The organism is Nonomuraea sp. NPDC049646 (assembly GCF_044465525.1).
Classification (GTDB): Bacteria; Actinomycetota; Actinomycetes; order Streptosporangiales; family Streptosporangiaceae; genus Nonomuraea.
Window position 1 is genome coordinate 357,043 of the sequence record NZ_JBITLU010000011.1, and the last position, 17,613, is coordinate 374,655.

At 68.9% G+C, this 17,613-nt stretch carries 17 protein-coding genes, 2 tRNA genes and 1 riboswitch; of the genes, 12 read left to right on the forward strand and 7 right to left on the reverse strand.

Going from position 1 to position 17,613, the window contains the following annotated elements; all coding sequences use genetic code 11:
• Nucleotides 1-59 precede the first annotated feature (59 nt).
• Nucleotides 60-968, forward strand: coding sequence for an RNA polymerase sigma factor SigJ (gene sigJ / locus ACIBQ8_RS32120; protein ID WP_397193738.1), 909 nt, complete (start codon nucleotides 60-62; stop codon nucleotides 966-968).
• An 8-nt stretch (nucleotides 969-976) separates the two neighbouring features.
• Here the strand turns inward: sigJ and ACIBQ8_RS32125 are convergent, their stop codons facing one another.
• The 3 genes from ACIBQ8_RS32125 to ACIBQ8_RS32135 all read right to left on the reverse strand — a co-directional run bounded on the left by ACIBQ8_RS32125 (nucleotide 977) and on the right by ACIBQ8_RS32135 (nucleotide 4,013).
• On the reverse strand, nucleotides 977-1,954 hold the full coding sequence (locus ACIBQ8_RS32125; protein WP_397179407.1) for a coiled-coil domain-containing protein: 978 nt from the start codon (nucleotides 1,952-1,954) through the stop codon (nucleotides 977-979).
• 5 nt (nucleotides 1,955-1,959) lie between these two features.
• A riboswitch (cyclic di-AMP (ydaO/yuaA leader) is annotated at nucleotides 1,960-2,098 on the reverse strand.
• 68 nt (nucleotides 2,099-2,166) lie between these two features.
• Nucleotides 2,167-3,237 (reverse strand): galactose-1-phosphate uridylyltransferase, encoded by a 1,071-nt coding sequence (galT, locus tag ACIBQ8_RS32130; protein ID WP_364336200.1) that lies wholly within the window; start codon nucleotides 3,235-3,237, stop codon nucleotides 2,167-2,169.
• Complete coding sequence (locus ACIBQ8_RS32135) at nucleotides 3,234-4,013, reverse strand: DeoR/GlpR family DNA-binding transcription regulator (protein ID WP_352360430.1); 780 nt, start codon at nucleotides 4,011-4,013, stop codon at nucleotides 3,234-3,236. The genes galT and ACIBQ8_RS32135 overlap by 4 nt, the downstream gene beginning before the upstream one ends.
• A 137-nt stretch (nucleotides 4,014-4,150) precedes the next feature.
• Here ACIBQ8_RS32135 and ACIBQ8_RS32140 point away from each other — a divergent pair, with 137 nt between their 5' ends.
• The gene (locus ACIBQ8_RS32140) at nucleotides 4,151-4,228 is read left to right on the forward strand and encodes a 50S ribosomal protein bL37 (RefSeq protein ID WP_125636474.1); all 78 of its coding nucleotides are present in this window, start codon (nucleotides 4,151-4,153) and stop codon (nucleotides 4,226-4,228) included.
• Nucleotides 4,229-4,267: 39 nt separating this feature from the next.
• On the opposite strand, the gene ACIBQ8_RS32145 is transcribed toward ACIBQ8_RS32140, so the two are convergent.
• Nucleotides 4,268-5,578, reverse strand: coding sequence for a TrpB-like pyridoxal phosphate-dependent enzyme (locus ACIBQ8_RS32145; RefSeq protein ID WP_397193739.1), 1,311 nt, complete (start codon nucleotides 5,576-5,578; stop codon nucleotides 4,268-4,270).
• 95 nt (nucleotides 5,579-5,673) lie between these two features.
• On the opposite strand from ACIBQ8_RS32145, the gene ACIBQ8_RS32150 reads away from it, so the two are divergent.
• Entirely contained in the window at nucleotides 5,674-6,279 is a 606-nt protein-coding gene (locus tag ACIBQ8_RS32150) for an HAD family hydrolase (protein WP_397179410.1), read from the forward strand.
• On the opposite strand, the gene ACIBQ8_RS32155 is transcribed toward ACIBQ8_RS32150, so the two are convergent.
• Complete coding sequence (locus tag ACIBQ8_RS32155) at nucleotides 6,266-6,895, reverse strand: uridine kinase (RefSeq protein WP_397193740.1); 630 nt, start codon at nucleotides 6,893-6,895, stop codon at nucleotides 6,266-6,268. The two genes, ACIBQ8_RS32150 and ACIBQ8_RS32155, sit on opposite strands and share 14 nt — an antisense overlap.
• Before the next feature lie 71 nt (nucleotides 6,896-6,966).
• Between ACIBQ8_RS32155 and ACIBQ8_RS32160 the strand changes: the two genes are divergently transcribed.
• Nucleotides 6,967-7,350: a hypothetical protein gene (locus tag ACIBQ8_RS32160; RefSeq protein ID WP_397193741.1), complete on the forward strand. Its 384-nt coding sequence runs from the start codon at nucleotides 6,967-6,969 to the stop codon at nucleotides 7,348-7,350.
• A gap of 78 nt (nucleotides 7,351-7,428) precedes the next feature.
• Here the strand turns inward: ACIBQ8_RS32160 and ACIBQ8_RS32165 are convergent.
• Nucleotides 7,429-7,502: transfer RNA gene (locus tag ACIBQ8_RS32165), tRNA-Gly, on the reverse strand.
• A gap of 89 nt (nucleotides 7,503-7,591) precedes the next feature.
• Between ACIBQ8_RS32165 and ACIBQ8_RS32170 the strand changes: the two genes are divergently transcribed.
• Nucleotides 7,592-7,668 (forward strand) — tRNA-Pro (locus ACIBQ8_RS32170).
• A 78-nt stretch (nucleotides 7,669-7,746) separates the two neighbouring features.
• Nucleotides 7,747-8,247 carry a DinB family protein gene (locus ACIBQ8_RS32175; RefSeq protein ID WP_397179412.1) on the forward strand — a complete coding sequence of 167 codons (501 nt, stop codon included), beginning with the start codon at nucleotides 7,747-7,749 and terminating at the stop codon, nucleotides 8,245-8,247.
• Nucleotides 8,248-8,263: 16 nt separating this feature from the next.
• Here the strand turns inward: ACIBQ8_RS32175 and ACIBQ8_RS32180 are convergent, their stop codons facing one another.
• A complete protein-coding gene (locus ACIBQ8_RS32180; RefSeq protein WP_397179413.1) occupies nucleotides 8,264-8,761 on the reverse strand; it encodes an ATP-binding protein in 498 nt (165 codons plus the stop codon).
• Nucleotides 8,762-8,993: 232 nt separating this feature from the next.
• On the opposite strand from ACIBQ8_RS32180, the gene ACIBQ8_RS32185 reads away from it, so the two are divergent.
• The 6 genes from ACIBQ8_RS32185 (at nucleotide 8,994) to ACIBQ8_RS32210 (ending at nucleotide 17,233) form a co-directional block, all read left to right on the forward strand.
• Nucleotides 8,994-9,860, forward strand: coding sequence for a helix-turn-helix transcriptional regulator (locus ACIBQ8_RS32185; protein WP_352360394.1), 867 nt, complete (start codon nucleotides 8,994-8,996; stop codon nucleotides 9,858-9,860).
• A gap of 166 nt (nucleotides 9,861-10,026) precedes the next feature.
• Complete coding sequence (gene tig / locus ACIBQ8_RS32190; RefSeq protein ID WP_397179414.1) at nucleotides 10,027-11,415, forward strand: trigger factor; 1,389 nt, start codon at nucleotides 10,027-10,029, stop codon at nucleotides 11,413-11,415.
• Nucleotides 11,416-11,860: 445 nt separating this feature from the next.
• Nucleotides 11,861-12,493: an ATP-dependent Clp protease proteolytic subunit gene (locus tag ACIBQ8_RS32195; RefSeq protein WP_352323605.1), complete on the forward strand. Its 633-nt coding sequence runs from the start codon at nucleotides 11,861-11,863 to the stop codon at nucleotides 12,491-12,493.
• An 11-nt stretch (nucleotides 12,494-12,504) separates the two neighbouring features.
• Nucleotides 12,505-13,128, forward strand: a complete 624-nt coding sequence (locus ACIBQ8_RS32200) for an ATP-dependent Clp protease proteolytic subunit (RefSeq protein WP_397179415.1) — start codon at nucleotides 12,505-12,507, stop codon at nucleotides 13,126-13,128.
• Between the two features lie 184 nt (nucleotides 13,129-13,312).
• Nucleotides 13,313-14,596 carry an ATP-dependent Clp protease ATP-binding subunit ClpX gene (gene clpX / locus ACIBQ8_RS32205; protein ID WP_185067261.1) on the forward strand — a complete coding sequence of 428 codons (1,284 nt, stop codon included), beginning with the start codon at nucleotides 13,313-13,315 and terminating at the stop codon, nucleotides 14,594-14,596.
• A gap of 63 nt (nucleotides 14,597-14,659) precedes the next feature.
• Nucleotides 14,660-17,233, forward strand: a complete 2,574-nt coding sequence (locus ACIBQ8_RS32210) for a valine--tRNA ligase (protein ID WP_397193742.1) — start codon at nucleotides 14,660-14,662, stop codon at nucleotides 17,231-17,233.
• Nucleotides 17,234-17,613: the final 380 nt, after the last annotated feature.

Here is a 17,613-nt window from a genome sequence, read left to right on the forward strand (position 1 = left end):
GCATGTCACAATCGCTGCGCGTCGGGACTCTTCGGTTGCGACAGACGAGGAGGCACGCCATGACACCGACCCCGCGGCACCCCGCCGACGCCGCCACCGAGCAGTTCCTGGGCTACCGGGAGCTGCTGTTCTCCGTGGTCTACAACATGCTCGGCAGCGTCGCCGACACCGAGGACGTGCTGCAGGAGGTGTGGCTGGCCTGGTCCGCCCGGCACCGCAGGCCGGAGGCCGGGCCGGTGGAGAACGTCCGGGCCTATCTGGTGCGGATCGCGGTGAACCAGGCGCTCGCCCGGCGCGCGGACCTGAGCCGCCGGCAGGAGACCTACGTCGGCCCCTGGCTGCCGGAACCGCTGGTCACGGCCCCCGACAACGCCGGGGACGCGGCCGGGGGCGGGGAGTCGCTGTCGATGGCGGTGCTGGTCGTGCTGGAGACCCTGTCACCGCTGGAACGAGCGGTCTTCGTGCTGCACGAGGTGTTCGGTTTCAGCCATCCGGAGACGGCCGGCATCCTCGGGCGCTCGCCGGCGGCGGTCCGGCAGCTCGCGGCCCGCGCGCGCCGCCACGTCCATGCCCGCCGTCCGCGTCACCGGACCGAGCCCGGCGTCCACGCCGAGGTGACCGAGCGGTTCGCCGCGGCGGCACTCGGCGGCGACCTGCGGGCCCTGCTGGAGGTGCTGGCGCCGGAGGTGACCCTGTGGACCGACGGCGGCGGCAAGGGGCCGGCCACCAGCCTGCACCCGGTCCACGGCCGGGACCGGGTGGCCGCGCTGTTCATGTCCGTCGCCGCGACGCTGACCCCGGGCGCGGTGGACCTGCGCTACCGGCGGGTGGCCGGCGACCCGTGCGCGCTCGTCTTCTCCGGCGACGGGCCGCTGGCCGTGGTCGTCGTCGATCTGACGCCCGAGGGCGACCGGATCGCCGCCGTCTACTCCGTCACCAACCCCGACAAGCTCACCGGCGTCCGCTGAGCCCGCGGCTAGTTCATCGAGATGTGCACGTGGTCGTAGTGGTTCTCGGTGATGCTGCCGCGGTCGGACATCGCGCGCCAGCCCGAGCCCTGGTTGATGCGCTGCTTCCAGATCACGTACTTGACGCCCAGCTTGGCCTTGTTCTGCAGCGCCCAGGCGGCCAGCCGGTCGCCGAGCGCGTTGTTGTCGGCGCTCGGCATGGTGCCGCCCGTGCTCATCATGAAGTCGCAGGCCCGGCCGAGCGGGTGCTCGCCGCTGGAGCCGGACCGGAAGCAGCCCACGTCGTACGGCAGCGAGAAGTTCTTCTGCACCTGCGCGCGCATCAGCCGGGTGCGCGGCGTGATGTTGTCCGAGCCGGACGGCAGCTCGGGCGCCCAGCTCCCGTCGGACTTCTTGCCCGGCCCGAACGGCACGAGGTCCTGGAGCTTCTTCTTGATGTCGTCGATGACGTCCTCGGCGTCGTCGCGCTGCTCGGCCACCTCCGCCGTGCCCGCCTTCAGCTCCGTCGCGAGCGCGGCGGCGGCCGCGGCGGCCTTCTTCTGGTCGTCGCGGGCCTTGGCCACGCTGTCGACGACCGCCTGCTGCTCGGCGGTGAGCTGTTCGAGCACGGCCGCGCCGTTGCCGTCCGGGGTCAGCATGAAGCCCGGCAGGGAGGCGTCGCGGCTCTGGTAGCGCATCCGGGCGATCTCGGCGACCCGCTGCTCGGCCGTGGCCACCGCCTGCTCGGCGGCGGCGAGCCGCTGCTGGGCCGCGGTGGCGGCCTCCTGGGCCTTGGCCAGCTCGACCCGCTTGAGGTTGTACGTCTCGATCAGCTTGTCGACCTTGCGGTTGAGCTGCTTGAGCTGGGCCCGCAGCTCCGCCTCCGACGGCTTGGGCGCGGCCGCCGCGGTTCTTGGCACGAAGGCTGAGGCGGCGGCCGGATGGACGAGCAGGGCGGTGGCGGTGATGAGACCGACGGCGAGACTCGCGGGGGACGAAGCCGCCACGTGGTAGTTCCTCTCCCTCTGCCGGCCGGGTTAGCTGACGGGTTCGGGCACGGGAGTAGTCCCTACCACTTGCGCGGATTCACCCCGGATGCGATGGGTCCCCGGCTCCCGGGCAACACGCCCGGGATTAGGCGTACAACGACCGTTATGGCCGATGTCTAACGGGATATTAGTGGTAGATCACGAGTCATGCGACTTTAATGAGAAACCAATTAGTGATCAATTCGTGATCGCAACATGCGTGCCGCCTCCTCCGGCAGCACGTCGTTGACGAAGGCCCCCATGGCCGACTCCGAACCCGCCAGGTACTTCAGCTTCCCGGGCGCCCGCCTGATGCTGAACAGCTCAAGGTGCAGGTAGGCCAGCTCCCGGCCGTACCGCACCGGCGCCTGGTGCCAGGCCGAGATGTACGGCATCGCCACCCCGAACAGCGCGTCGAGCGCCCGCAGCACCGAGGTGTACAGCGGCGCGAACGCGGCCCGCTCCTCCTCCGACAGCGCCGCCAGGTCGGGCACCTGCCGGTGCGGATACACGTGCACCTCGAACGGCCAGCGCGCGGCGGCCGGCACGAAGGCCGTCCAGAGCTCGTTGGCGGCCACCACCCGCGTCCCGGCGGCCTGCTCGGCGGCCAGCACGTCGGCGAACAGGTTGCCGCCGGTGTGCCGCGAGGCGGCCCCGAGCTGGAGCTTGGTGCGCGGGGTCACGTAGGGGTAGGCGTAGATCTGGCCGTGCGGGTGGGGGAGCGTGATGCCGATCTCCTCGCCCCGGTTCTCGAAGCAGAACACCTGCTCGACGCCCTCGATGCCGGACAGCTCGGCCGTGCGGTCGGCCCACGCCTCCATGACCAGCCTGACCTGGGCGTTGGAGAGCCTGGAGAAGGAGGAGGAATGGTCGGAGGTGAAGCACACCACCTCACACCGCCCGACACCCGGCCGCACCTCACTCAGGCCGCCGACATCCCCGTACGTCCCAAAATTTCCGGAGAAAGAGGGGAAGCGGTTCTCGAACACCACCACGTCGTAGTCGTGGGCCGGGATCTCCGACGCCCGCGTGGCGGACGACGGGCACAACGGGCACTCGTCGGCCGGCGGCAGGAACGTCCGCGTCTGCCGGTGGCCGGCGATCGCGATCCACTCCTCGGTCAGCGGGTCGTAGCGCAGCTCGGAGGCCACCGGCCGCGGATCGAGCGGCCGCCGGTCGATCGCGCTCCGGTCGGCGTCGTCGCGCCGGTCGAAGTAGATCAGCTCTCGGCCGTCTGCCAGGTGGGTGATGGTGCGCTTCAAGGCGTGCCCTCCGCGATGATCAGTTCTCCGGCCCGTTCGGCCAGCTCGGTGCGTGCTTCCTCGGGCAGCCCCGCGTCGCTGATGACCACGTCGGCCTCGGTCAGCTCGGCGATCGTGCTGATGCCGACCGTGTTCCATTTGGTGTGGTCGGCGGGGACCACCAGCCGGTGCGCCGCGGCCACCAGCTCCCTGTCGGTCTCCGACTCCAGCAGGTTGGGCGTGGTGAACCCGGCGCGCAGGCTCATGCCGTGCACCCCGAGGAAGAGCGTGTCCACGTGCAGGCGGCGGATGGCCGCCACGGCCACGGGGCCGACGAGCGCGTCGGAGGGCGTGCGCACGCCGCCGGTCAGCACGACCGTGCGGTCGGCGCGCGGGTTGCGGTGGAAGACCTCGGCGACGGGGATCGAATTGGTGATCACGGTCAGCTCGGCCACCGCGACCAGGTGGTGGGCCAGCGCCCACGTGGTGGTGCCGGCGGAGAGCGCCACGGCGGTGCCCGGCCGTACGAGGGTGGCCGCGTGCCGCGCGATGGCCTCCTTCTCCTGCTGCTGGCGGGCGGACTTGGCGGTGAAGCCGGGCTCCTCGGTCGAGCCGGGGCCGAGGGCCGTCGCGCCCCCGTGGACCTTCTCCAGCAGCCCGCGCTCGGCCAGCACCTCAAGGTCGCGGCGTATCGTCATGTCGGAGACGCCGAGCTCGCGCACGAGGTCGGCCACCCGGACGCCGCCGCTGCTGCGTACGCGTTCGAGGATCGTCTGCTGACGCTGCTGTGCGAGCACGCCCACCCCTTCCAACAGATTCCACCAAATTATGACACGACTTTGTTGAGGAATGTTAGGTCACGGCGTATCGCTTGTGCGACCCGCGGGCAGGGGAGACCTTGAAGGTCACGATCCCGACCGCTGGAGGTGAGCCCATGGCGAAACGTGCACGCAAGGGCAGGGCGCGCAAGAAGAAGAAGGCGAACCACAGGAAGCGCCCGAACGCGAACTGAACACGGGTGGCCGCGGTTCGCGCGGCCACCCGTGTCATCTCAGCCGGGCAGCTCGGTGAGCGCCTGGTCCAGGCGCTCCTGCGGCAGCGCGTAGTCCTCCAGCTCGCCGGCCAGGTGGCGGTCGTAGGCGGCCAGGTCGAAGTGGCCGTGCCCGCACAGCGCGGTGAGGATCACCTTCTCCTCGCCGCTCTCCTTGCAGCGCAGCGCCTCGGCGATGGTCTCGGCCAGCGCGTGCGTGGGCTCGGGGGCCGGGACGATGCCCTCGGTCCGCGCGAAGCGCACACCCGCCTCGAAACACTCGCTCTGGGTACGCGTCACCGCCTCGAACAGCCCCAGCTCGTACATGTGGGACAGCAGCGGCGCCATGCCGTGATAGCGCAGCCCGCCGGCGTGGATCGGGTCGGGGACGAAGGAGTGCCCGAGGGTGTGCATCTTGAGCAGCGGCGTCAGCCCGGCGGTGTCGCCGAAGTCGTAGGCGTACACGCCGCGGGTGAACGACGGGCAGGCGGCCGGCTCGACGGCCCTGAACCGGGTGCCGATCCGTCCGGCCAGCTTCTCCCGCAGGAAGGGGAAGGCCAGGCCGGCGAAGTTGGAGCCGCCGCCGGTGCAGCCGATGACCAGGTCCGGCAGCTCGGGAAGCTGCGCCAGGGCCTCCTCGCCGATCACCGTCTGGTGCAGGAGGACGTGGTTGAGCACCGAGCCGAGCGCGTACCGGGCCTGCGGGTCCGCGGCGGCCACCTCGACCGCCTCGCTGATCGCCAGCCCCAGGCTGCCGGGGGAGGCGGGGTCGTCGGCCAGCGCCTTGCTGCCCGCGCCGGTGAGGGGCGAGGGGCTGGGGTGGACGGTGGCGCCGTACACGCCCATGAGCGAGCGCCGGTACGGCTTCTGGTCGTAGGACGCCCGAACCATCCAGATCCGGCATTCGATGTCGAACTGGGCGCAGGCGAACGCCAGAGCAGACCCCCACTGTCCCGCGCCGGTCTCCGTGGTCAGCAGCCGCACGCCTTCCTTGGCGTTGTAGTACGCCTGCGGCACGGCGGTGTTCGCCTTGTGCGACCCGGCCGGTGAGACGCCCTCGTACTTGTAGTAGATGCGGGCCGGCGTGTCGAGGGCCTTCTCCAGCCGGTGCGCCCTGATCAGCGGCGTGGGCCGCCACAGCCGGTAGACGTCGATGACCTCCTTGGGGATGGGCACGTAGCGGTCGCCGCTGACCTCCTGCCCGATGAGCTCCATGGGGAACAGCGGCGCGAGGTCGTCCGGCCCGACGGGACGGCGGGTGCCGGGGTGCAGGGGCGGCGGAGGCGGCACGGGAAGATCGGGAACGATGTTGTACCAGTTGCCAGGGATCACCGTTTCAGTTTGAGCCGCCCCCGTGAGTCGTCAAGGGTATGGACGCGGACACGTTCCTTCTTTACCTTGGTTGAAACAGTTCACACGGAGGTTAGATGAAAATCGATGCGGTCGTGTTCGACATCGGCGGGGTGCTGGAGCTGACGCCGTCCCTGGGCGTGACGACCAGGTGGGAGGAGAGGCTCGGACTGCCCGCCGGTCACCTCGACGCGCGGCTGGAGCCGACCTGGCTGGCCGGGGCGGTCGGCGAGATCACGGAGGAGCAGGCCGAAGCCGAGGTGGCCGAGGTGCTCGGGGCGCACGCCGGGGCGTTCATGGCCGACGTCTGGACGGAGTACCTCGGCACGCCCAACACCGAGCTCATGGCGTACCTGGGCGCCTTGCGTCCGCATTACCGCACGGGCCTGGTGAGCAACAGCTTCGTCGGCGCCAGGGAACGCGAGCAGGCCGCGTACGGCTACGCCGGTCTTGTGGACCACATCGTCTATTCGCACGAGGCGGGCGTGGGCAAGCCGGATCCGCGCATCTACCTCATGGCCTGCGACGCCCTCGGCGCCGACCCCGCCGCCACGGTGTTCCTCGACGACCACGAGCCGTACGTCGAGGGCGCCCGCGCGGCCGGCCTGCACGCCGTGCGTTACACGTCAAACGCCCAGGCCGTCGCCGAGCTGGACGCGCTGCTCGGGCTCAGCCGTCCGTGAGCACCGCCGGCCTGTCCGGATGGTCGGCCCTGACCACCACGTCGGCGGTCCGCTGCGGGCGCGCCTCGCGTTCGTACCGCTCGTAGGCCGGCAGCCGCCACCGCTCGTCCTGCGGCGTGCGCCGCGCCAGCGCCGCCGCCGACAGCCACACGTGCACGCTCACCTCGAACGGCAGCCCCCGCCCCAGCAGCAGCGTGCCGTCCACGAGCACCACCCCGCCCGGCGCCAGCTCCCGGTAGGGCAGCCGGTACGCGCGATCGATCCCGCTGTCCCACAACGCCGGCAGCACCCGCCCCGAGCCGCCCGGCTCCAAGGGTTCGAGCACCTCGCGCAGCAGCCCCTTGACGTCGAGCCAGTCCTCGTAGAAGACGTCGGGATCGGTCCGGCCGTGCTCCAGCCGGAGCGAGGCGGGCCGCAGGAAGTCGCCCGCCGACACCCGCAGCACGGGCCGGCCGCGCAACCGCAGCGGCGCGACCAGCTCGTCGGCCAGCGCGCCGGGCCCCGCCGCGGGCGCCCCGTCGACGGCCACCCGCACCCAGGCGTCCTTGGGCCGCGCGGCGACGAGCTCGGCCAGCTCCTCGACGAGCGCCTCCCGGGAGATCGGACGTGCACGCATCCCCGCCAGCCTACGCCCCCGAAGATCACCAAAGGCCGGCCCCCCGGCCTGGGTTAAGCCAGGATGACCACATGGACGACTGGGCGCCTGTGCCGGACGAAGGACTCGCACTTCTCGTCGGTCGCGAGGTGTCAGCCGTCTGTTTCGTGCGGGATCACGTTGAGCTGCATTTCGACGGCGTGATCCTTCGGGCCCTCGCCCATCCGTTCGGTTTGTACGGGTGCCGCGGTTGGCGTTTCCCGGACGGCGCCGCACCTGTGGTCACGCGCCACTACATCGGCCATGTGATCGACGGCTACGAGATGGTGCCGGGCAGGCTCCTGGCAGTCGACTCCGGCGAGCACCGGTTCGCGATCCCGCTGGGCGAAGACGCCCGCGTGGGTCACGAAGCCGCCCATCTCGTCATCCCCGAGGACGCGGCCCGCGACGGGCGGCACGGCACGTGGATCTGGTGAAGGCGACGCCCTGAGGGACAAGATCGGATAACAGTAAGGCCCAGGCTCGGGGATCTCCCGGACCTGGGCCTTCATGCTTGGAGCGGACGACGGGAATCGAACCCGCGTAGCTAGTTTGGAAGACTAGGGCTCTACCATTGAGCTACGTCCGCGCGAACCGGTCGAACTCTGGTCTAGACTTCATCCGGTCGTCAGGGCGTAAGCGTACCGGAGTCACGGACCGCATGCGCACCCGGCGAGGCGGGGCGTGGCGCAGCTTGGCAGCGCGCTTGCTTTGGGAGCAAGAAGTCGCAGGTTCAAATCCTGTCGCCCCGACCAGGCCAACGGCCCCCTCCGACGCGGAGGGGGCTTCTCGGCCCCGCGGCCTTCGGACGAAGCGCCCACTAAGGTCGAGGCGTGACAGACACTCGCGTTCCCCCTCCCTTCGCCGGCGACGAACGGGCCATGCTCGACAACTGGCTCGAATGGCATCGCGGCACGCTGGCCGTCAAGTGCGCCGGCCTCACCGACGAGCAGCTCAGGCTCCGCTCCGCCGAGCCGTCCGCCATGTCGCTGCTGGGCCTGGTCCGGCACCTGGCGCACGTGGAGCGCGTCTGGTTCCGCCGCGTGCTGAACGGCGAGGACATCCCCCGCCTGTGGAACAAGGACGTCGACAACGACGCCGACTTCAACGACGTGGACGACGCCTCGGTGGAGGAGGCGTTCGCCACCTGGCAGGACGAGATCGAGCGCGCCCGCGCCATCTCGGCCGCCAAGCCCCTCGACGCCGTGGGCGACCGCAACGGCCAGGACTGCACCCACCGCTGGATCCTCGTCCACATGATCGAGGAGTACGCGCGCCACAACGGCCACGCCGACCTGCTGCGCGAGCGCATCGACGGCGCCACCGGCGAGTAGCCGCCGCGCCGGGGGGTCAGCCCTCTTCGGAGTCGGAGCCCTCTTCGGCGCGGAACAACGCCCACACGGCCTTGCCGCCGCGGTCGAGCGGGTCCCAGCCCCAGCACTGGCTGTAGGTCTCGACGATGTAGAGCCCGCGCCCGTTCTCGGAGATGAAGTCCGGCTCCTTGCGGCGCGGCACCTCGTCGCTCGGGTCCGCCACGGCCAGCAGCACGTGCGGCGACACGCGCATCAGCAAGAGCTCGATCTCCCGGCGGCCGGCCGCGTACATCGCGTACCTGACGGCGTTCGTCACCAGCTCGGACACCACCAGCGCGGCGTCGTCGCTCAGCTCGTGCAGGCCCCATCCCCGCAGCGTGGAGCGGGTCACGTCCCTGGCGGTCTTCACCGAGTCGGCCTGGAAGGGCAGGGGGCACGCGGTCGTGTTCGGCTTCCCGCCCTTGAGCAGGTGGTCGAACCCCACCTCACGGGTGATCTGCAGGCAATCGGCAGTGGCCAGAGGATCCTCCACCATGCCGCCGATACCTCCCCGTAGCCCTCGGTTTAGTGCATGTTTGGCCCACAATGCACTAAGCCATCATGGGTCACGAACGCGGCGGCTGCAAGACCCAAATGCACGTGCAGCTGCAATGTGCAACAGCATGCGCCTTTTGGGGCAAATCTCTCCTAATCGGACACGGGGTTGAGACCTTGTCATACCCGGCAATGTGGTGTCACTGTGTGTGCGGACCTTGATAGGAGGCAAAGTGACGCAGAACCAGCCGGGTTCCGGGCCGACGGCGCTGCGCATCCTCCTGGGCTCCCAGCTGCGAAAGCTCAGGGAGGCGAAGAACGTCACCCGCGAGGAGGCGGGGCACCTCATCAGGGGCTCAGAATCCAAGATCAGCCGCATGGAGCTGGGCCGGGTCGGGTTCAAGGAACGTGACGTCTCCGACCTGCTCACCCTGTACGGCGTCGTGGACCCGCAGGCGCGAGCGGCCGTCCTCGACCTGGTGGCCACCGCGAACGAACCCGGCTGGTGGCACCGGTTCAACGACGTCCTGCCCACGTGGTTCCAGGCGTACGTCGGCCTTGAGGAGGCCGCCGCCCGGATCAGGACCTACGAGGTCCAGTTCGTGCCGGGACTGCTGCAGACCAAGGAGTACGCCCGGGCGGTCGTCACCGCCGGCGCGGCGGGCATCGCGGCGGAGGAGATCGCCAGGAGGGTCGACCTCAGGCTCGAACGCCAGCGCATCTTCGACCGGCCGGACGGCCCCGTCTTCTGGGCCGTGATCGACGAGGCGGCGCTGCGCCGGCCCATCGGCGGCGTCGAGGTCATGCGCGCTCAGCTCGAACACCTCATCGACCTCATGCGGCAGCCCAGCATCACCATCCAGATCATGCCGTTCAGCTTCGGCGGCCACAGCGCCGAGGGCGGCGCCTTCAGCATCCTGCGCTTCCCCGACCGTGACCTGCCCGACGTCGTCTACGTCGAGCAACTGGCCAGCGCGCTGTACCTGGACAAGCGTGAGGACGTGGACCGATACACGGAGGTCATGGAGCGGCTGTGCGCCGTGAGCACGACCCCCGACGAGACGATCGATCTGCTCAGGACGATCGCCGAGGAGTTCTGACGGCGACGACGTCGTTGTTCGGTACGCATCTGCCCTAGACTGGCCATCGGCGTTGGATCCCGCCGTGGCGGAGCATGCCCAACGCCGCTCATGTGGGCGCGGCGCGTGAGCCGTACCGAATGGACGCGCCCGCGATCACTCGTAGCTTGATCAAGGAGACCATTCCGTGAAGACCGCTGTCGAGGAGCTCAGCCCGACCCGGGTCAAGCTCACCGTCGAGGTGCCGTTCGAAGAGCTGCGCCCGAGCATGGATGCGGCGTACAAGAAGGTCGCGCAGCAGGTGCGCGTCCCCGGGTTCCGGCCTGGCAAGGTTCCGGCCCGCATCATCGAGCAGCGCTTCGGCCGGGCGGTAGTGCTGGAGGAGACCCTCAACGACGCGGTGCCCAAGCTCTACGGCCAGGCCGTCGACGAGGTCGACGTGTTCCCGGTGAGCCAGCCCGACATCGAGGTCACGAAGATCGACGACGGTGAGCAGATCGAGTTCACCGCCGAGGTCGACATCCGGCCCAACTTCGAGGTGCCCGACTACCAGGGCGCCGAGGTCACCGTCGACTCCGCCGAGGTCTCCGACGAAGACGTCGACGCCCAGCTCGACTCGCTGCGCCAGCGCTTCGCGACGCTGACCGGCGTCGAGCGCGCGGCCGCCAACGGCGACTTCGTGGTGATGGACCTCCGCGCCGAGATCAACGGCGAGAACATCGAGGAGCAGCAGGCCAGCGAGGTCTCCTACGAGGTCGGCGCCGGCTCGGTGCTCCAGGGCCTCGACGACGCCCTCGCGGGCATGTCCGCGGGCGAGGAGAAGAGCTTCAAGACCGAGCTCGTCGGCGGCGAGAACGCCGGCGAGGAGGCCGACGTGATCATCAACGTCAAGTCGGTCAAGGAGAAGGTCCTGCCCGAGCTCGACGACGAGTTCGCCCAGCTCGCCAGCGAGTTCGACACGCTCGACGAGCTCAAGGCCAGCATCCGCGAGCAGGCCCGCCGCAACAAGCTCATCGACCAGGTCGTCCAGGCCCGCGAGAAGGCCCTCGACGCGCTGCTCGAGAAGATCGACATCCCGCTGCCCGAGAGCGCGCTCAAGGCCGAGGTCGACGCCCGCAAGCACAACCTCGACCACCAGATCGCCGAGAGCGGCCTCAGCCGCGACGCCTTCTTCCGTCTGTACCAGACGACGGAGGAGGAGCGTTTCGCCGAGTTCGACAGCAACTCCGCCAAGGCGCTCAAGGTCGGCTTCGTGCTCGACAAGATCGTCAAGGCCGAGGAGCTGGGCGTCAACGAGCAGGAGCTGACCAACTTCGTGGTGCGCCGCGCCATGGAGATGGGCGTCCAGCCCAACGAGCTGGCCAAGCACCTGGCCGACAACGACCAGCTCACGCTGGCCATGGTCGAGATCGTCCGCGACAAGGCCAAGTCCGTGCTGGGCGACGCCGCCAAGGTCGTCGACACCGAGGGCAACGAGGTCGACCTCAAGGCCATCTACGCCGAGATCAACGGCGCCCCGGTCGAGGAGGAGGGGGCCGAGGAGGCCGCCGAGTCCGAGGAGAAGGCCGAAGCCTGATCTTTCCCGAAGCCCCCGGACCCATGGGTTCGGGGGCTTCGTGCTTTCCGGCCCCGCGGTGCGCCGCGCGGGTCCGCGAGCACGACCGAGCACGTGTACGCGCCCAGAAGGCCCCTGACGGTCCCGCGGGGCGCGAACGGCCCCTCACCCCGCGGGGGCCGCCCCTCGACGGCTCGACGGCCCCTCACCGCCACCGGACGCCGTCCACCGGTACGCAATCCCACAAGCTCCACCAGCCCCATCAGCACGGCACCATCCCCGCCGAAACGCCCACAGAGCCGGAGCATGAGCCGGACGTGGAGGAACGGCGTAGGCTGACAGAAGACCGGTCACCCAGACCTGCGCCGTCAGCGAACAGTACGGGGGACCGGGCATGACCTGTGGGCGTCGCGCGTTAAGGTCACAAGCAAAGCCAATCACTTACGACGCATCGGAAGGTGACGCTGTGACCAGCCCGCCGACCTTCTATCAGCCTGAGTCGCGAGGCCGTGAGAACGGCTCGTCCTTCCGGCTTGAGGACCAGCTTTACCAGCGCCTGCTGCGTGAGCGCATCATCGTGCTCGGTCAGGAGGTCAACGACGAGATCGCCAACCGGATCTGCGCCGAGCTGTTGCTGCTCGCGGCCGACGACCCCGAGCGCGACATCACGCTGTACATCAACTCGCCGGGGGGCTCGGTGAGTGCCGGTATGGCGATTTACGACATGATGGAATATGTGCCAAACGACGTGTCCACGGTGGTGATGGGCATGGCCGCCTCCATGGGGCAGTTCCTGCTCACCGCCGGCGCCCGCGGCAAGCGCTACGGCCTGCCGCACGCCCGCGTCATGATGCACCAGCCGTCCGGCGGCATCGGCGGCACCGCGGCCGACATCGCCATCCAGGCCGAGCAGATGCTCTACGTGAAGAAGACGCTCGCCGAGCGGATCGCCTTCCACACCGGGCAGCCGCTGGACCAGATCGAGTCCGACTCGGACCGCGACCGCTGGTTCACGGCCGAGGAGGCGAAGGACTACGGCTTCATCGATCACGTGGTCCGCAGCGCGCGGCAGGTGCCCTCCGTGGGCCCGGTCTCCTAGGGGGAGCTGACATGAACATCCAGAGCCGTTACGTTCTCCCCTCCTTCGTCGAGCGCACGTCCTACGGCGTGAAGGAGATGAACCCGTACAACAAGCTCTTCGAGGACCGCATCATCTTCCTCGGAGTGCAGATCGACGACGCGTCGGCCAACGACGTGATGGCCCAGCTGCTGACGCTGGAGTCGCTCGACCCCGACCGTGACATCAGCATCTACATCAACTCGCCCGGCGGCTCGTTCACGGCCATGACGGCGATCTACGACACGATGCAGTTCGTCCGGCCGGAGATCCAGACCGTCTGCCTCGGCCAGGCCGCGTCCGCCGCGGCCGTGCTGCTGGCCGGCGGCACCCCGGGCAAGCGCTTCGCGCTGCCCAACGCCCGGGTGCTGATCCACCAGCCCTCCACCGAGGGCGGTGGCCAGGGAAGCGACATCGAGATCCAGGCCCGCGAGATCCTGCGCATGCGATCCCTCCTTGAGGACATCGTGGCAAGGCACACGGGCAAGGCCTCCGCCGACATCCGCAAGGACATCGAACGCGACAAAATTCTCAACGCGGACGAGGCAAAGGCGTATGGTCTGATCGACGACATCATCCCGACCAGGAAGAAACGAGCTCAGGCCGTCGCTTCCTAGTTGAGATGTGACGCACCGGAGCGCTGCCCAATAGGGCACGTTCCGGTGCGACTCGCCGCTAGGGGGCTCACTGAGGGCCCAGAAGACGGTAACGTCGAAACCTGAGCGGTTCGGCCTAGTCCGGAGGATGTCCGGAGACACTGCTCGCGTGAGCAGGGCGGTCCCACGCAAAGGAGTATCTGGGGTGGCACGCATCGGCGACGGGGGAGACCTGCTGAAGTGCTCTTTCTGCGGGAAGAGTCAGAAGCAAGTCAAGAAGCTCATTGCCGGTCCAGGCGTCTACATCTGCGATGAGTGCATCGATCTCTGCAACGAGATCATCGAGGAGGAGCTCTCCGAGTCCTCCGAGCTCAAGTGGGACAACCTGCCCAAGCCGAGGGAAATCTACGAGTTCCTCGACGCCTACGTCATCGGACAGGACAAGGCGAAGAAGGCGCTCTCGGTGGCGGTCTACAACCACTACAAGCGGGTGCAGTCCGGTGACCGGGGCAGAGACGACGGCCTTGAGCTGGCCAAGAGCAACATCTTGCTGCTCGGGCCGACCGGGTCGGGAAAGACTCTCCTCGCACAGACTCTGGCGAAGATGCTCAACGTGCCCTTCGCCATCGCCGACGCGACGGCCCTCACCGAGGCCGGCTATGTCGGCGAGGATGTCGAGAACATCCTGCTCAAGCTCATCCAGGCCGCCGACTACGACGTCAAGAAGGCCGAGACGGGCATCATCTACATCGACGAGGTCGACAAGATCGCCCGCAAGAGCGAGAACCCGTCGATCACCCGCGACGTCTCGGGCGAAGGCGTGCAGCAGGCGCTGCTGAAGATCCTCGAAGGCACGACGGCCTCGGTGCCGCCGCAGGGCGGGCGCAAGCACCCGCACCAGGAGTTCATCCAGATCGACACCACCAACGTGCTGTTCATCTGCGGTGGAGCCTTCGCCGGCCTCGAAAAGATCATCGAGTCGCGCATCGGCAAGAAGGGCATCGGCTTCAACGCCATCATCCGCTCGAAGGAAGAGGTCGACACGGCCGACATCTTCGGCGACGTGATGCCCGAAGACCTGCTGAAGTTCGGCATGATCCCCGAGTTCGTCGGCCGCCTGCCGGTCATCACCTCGGTGCACAACCTCGACCGCGAGGCCCTCATCCAGATCCTCACCGAGCCCCGCAACGCGCTGGTCAAGCAGTACCGCAAGCTGCTGGAGCTCGACGGCGTGGAGCTGGAGTTCACCGACGGCGCCCTGGAGGCCATCGCCGACCAGGCCATCCTGCGCGGCACCGGCGCCCGCGGGTTGCGCGCGATCCTGGAGGAGGTGCTCCAGTCCGTCATGTACGAGGTGCCCTCCCGCCAGGACGTCGCCCGCGTGGTCATCACCCGCGAGTCGGTGCTGGAACACGCGATCCCGACGCTCGTCCCGCGCGACCAGCTCGCCGCCAAGCAGCAGCGCACGCCGCGCGAGAAGTCGGCCTGACCGTCCGCGAAAAACGCCCCCGGGTTCGTCCCGGGGGCGTTTCGCTTGTCCGGCTCCCTAGAATTGGTGCTTGTGACAACGCAAGAGCTGCCCACCCAATACACGCCGGCCGACGTCGAGACCCGTAGCTACGAGCGCTGGGTGTCCGAAGGCTACTTCCACGCCGACCCGGGCAGCTCGCGCGTGCCGTACAGCATCGTCCTCCCGCCGCCCAACGTGACCGGCGTCCTGCACATCGGCCACGCGCTCGACCACTCCATCCAGGACGCGCTGACCCGCCGCGCCCGCATGCAGGGCCGCGAGACGTTGTGGCTGCCCGGCATGGACCACGCCGGCATCGCAACCCAGAACGTCGTGGAGCGCGAGCTGGCCAAGCAGGGCCTGTCCCGCCACGACCTGGGCCGCGAGGCGTTCGTCGAGCGCGTCTGGGAGTGGAAGGAGGAGTCGGGCGGCAGGATCCTCGGCCAGATGCGCAAGCTCGGCGACGGCGTCGACTGGGAGCGCGAGCGCTTCACCATGGACCCGGGGCTGTCGCGGGCCGTCCAGACCATCTTCAAGAAGCTCTTCGACGACGGGCTCATCTACCGCGCCGAGCGCATCATCAACTGGTGCCCGCGTTGCCTGACCGCGCTGTCCGACATCGAGGTCGAGCACAGCGAGGACGAGGGCGAGCTGGTCTCGATCCGCTACTCCGACGAGATCGTCGTGGCCACCACCCGCGCCGAGACCATGCTCGGCGACACGGCCGTGGCAGTCCACCCCTCCGACGAGCGCTACGCCCACCTGGTCGGCACGATGGTCGAGGTGCCGCTGACCGGCCGCATGATCCCCGTGGTCGCCGACGAGCACGTCGATCCCGCCTTCGGCACCGGCGCGGTCAAGGTCACCCCGGCCCACGACCCCAACGACTTCGAGATCGGCCGCCGCCATTCGCTGCCGTCCCTCACCGTCATGGACGAACGCGGCGTCATCACCGCCCACGGCCCTTTCCAGGGGCTCGACCGCTTCGAGGCGCGCCCGGCCGTGGTGGCCGCGCTGCGCGCCGAGGGCCGCATCGTCGCCGAGAAGCGTCCCTACCTGCACTCGGTCGGCCACTGCTCGCGCTGCAAGACCGTGGTGGAGCCGCGGCTGTCGCTGCAGTGGTTCGTCAACGTCTCGCCGCTGGCCAAGGCCGCCGGCGACGCCGTGCGCGACGGCCGCACCCGCATCCACCCGCCGGAGCTGGCCAAGCGCTACTTCGACTGGGTCGACGACATGCACGACTGGTGCATCTCCCGCCAGCTGTGGTGGGGCCACCGCATCCCGGTCTGGTACGGGCCGGGCGGCGAGGTCGTCTGCGTCGGCCCCGACGAGGAGCCGCCGGCCGGCTACACCCAGGACTCCGACGTCCTCGACACCTGGTTCTCCTCCGGGCTGTGGCCGTTCTCCACGCTGGGCTGGCCCGACTCCACCCCGGAGCTGGAGAAGTTCTATCCGACCTCCGTGCTCGTCACCGGCTACGACATCCTGTTCTTCTGGGTGGCCAGGATGATGATGTTCGGCCTCTACGCCATGGACGGCCGCCCGCCGTTCCAGACCGTGGCCCTGCACGGCATGGTCCGCGACCAGTACGGCAAGAAGATGTCGAAGTCGTTCGGCAACGTGGTCGACCCGCTCGACTGGGTCGAGCGCTTCGGCGCCGACGCCACCCGCTTCACGCTGCTGCGCGGCGCCAACCCCGGCGCCGACGTGGCGGTGAGCGAGGAATGGGCCGCAGGCTCGCGCAACTTCTGCAACAAGATCTGGAACGCCACCAGGTTCGCGCTGATGAACGGCGCGGCGGTGGGCTCGCTCGACGGCCTCGACCTCACCGCGGCCGACCGCTGGATCCTGTCGCGCCTGCAGACCGTGGTGAGCGCCGCCGACGCGGCCTTCGACGAGTACGAGTTCGCCAAGGCCTCCGACCTGCTCTATCACTTCGCCTGGGACGAGGTCTGCGACTGGTACCTGGAGCTGGCCAAGATCCAGCTCGGGGAGGGGCTCGAACACACCCGGCTCGTGCTCGGGCACGTGCTCGACGCGCTGCTGCGGTTGATGCATCCGCTGGTGCCGTTCGTCACCGAGGAGTTGTGGCGAGCGGTGACGGGTGGCGAGTCGATCGTCGTGGCCCCCTGGCCGCAGACCGACGCTCGCTACGCGGACCCGGCGGCCGAGGCAGAGATCGACGCCCTGCAGGAGCTCGTCACCGAGGTCCGCAGGTTCCGTTCCGACCAGGGGCTCAAGCCCGGCCAGAAGGTGGCCGCCCGTCTGGGGCTGTCCGGCACGCCGCTGGAGGCCCAGGAGAGGGCGATCCGCGCGTTGCTGAGGCTGACCGAGCCGGCGGAGACGTTCAACGCCACAGCGCGCCTCAGCGTGGGCGCGGTGACCGTGGAGATCGACACCGCGGGCGCCATCGACGTCGTGGCCGAGCGCAAGCGTCTGGAGAAGGATCTGGCCGTCGCCCGGAAGGAAGCCGCTCAGGCGGCCGGCAAGCTGGGCAACGAGCAGTTCATGTCCAAGGCGCCCGACGACGTGGTCGCCAAGGTCCGGGGCCGGGCCGAGCAGGCCGCCGCGGACATCGCGCGCCTTGAGGCACAGCTGTCCGGGCTCGGGGTTTAGAGCATACGAACGCGGGGAAGGTCCATTCGTTACCGAAGATGGACCTTCGACGTCCTCAGGGCTGCTAGAGTTTTCAACGCGGGGCCGATCGGCCCCGACACCCCTGCTGATCAACCCGAACTTTCGGGCTGTCTGACCTGGCGGTTGGACAAAGGCCGGAAGTTAGAGTAAGTTAGCAGGGTTGCTCCGAAACGGAGCAGGTCCGGAAGCTCCCGGATCGGGCGGTTTGACAAGAATCGTCTGGATCTGGTAGACTGAAGGAAATGAAATGTGAGCGCCTCTGAGCGAGGATCCGGGAACGGGTTCTGGTGAGGAAGTACGCGTCCGTTTCTTGAGAACTCAACAGTGTGTTAAAAGCCAGTGCATGAATACATGCATAA

Bases quoted from the DNA above. Each gene is read 5' to 3' on its own strand.
- ACIBQ8_RS32180 (WP_397179413.1), bottom strand. From the start codon at position 8,761: ATGGTGGAGGATCCTCTGGCCACTGCCGATTGCCTGCAGATCACCCGT.
- sigJ (WP_397193738.1), top strand. From the start codon at position 60: ATGACACCGACCCCGCGGCACCCCGCCGACGCCGCCACCGAGCAGTTC.
- ACIBQ8_RS32155 (WP_397193740.1), bottom strand. From the start codon at position 6,895: ATGCGTGCACGTCCGATCTCCCGGGAGGCGCTCGTCGAGGAGCTGGCC.
- ACIBQ8_RS32200 (WP_397179415.1), top strand. From the start codon at position 12,505: ATGAACATCCAGAGCCGTTACGTTCTCCCCTCCTTCGTCGAGCGCACG.
- ACIBQ8_RS32160 (WP_397193741.1), top strand. From the start codon at position 6,967: ATGGACGACTGGGCGCCTGTGCCGGACGAAGGACTCGCACTTCTCGTC.
- ACIBQ8_RS32140 (WP_125636474.1), top strand. From the start codon at position 4,151: ATGGCGAAACGTGCACGCAAGGGCAGGGCGCGCAAGAAGAAGAAGGCG.
- ACIBQ8_RS32150 (WP_397179410.1), top strand. From the start codon at position 5,674: ATGAAAATCGATGCGGTCGTGTTCGACATCGGCGGGGTGCTGGAGCTG.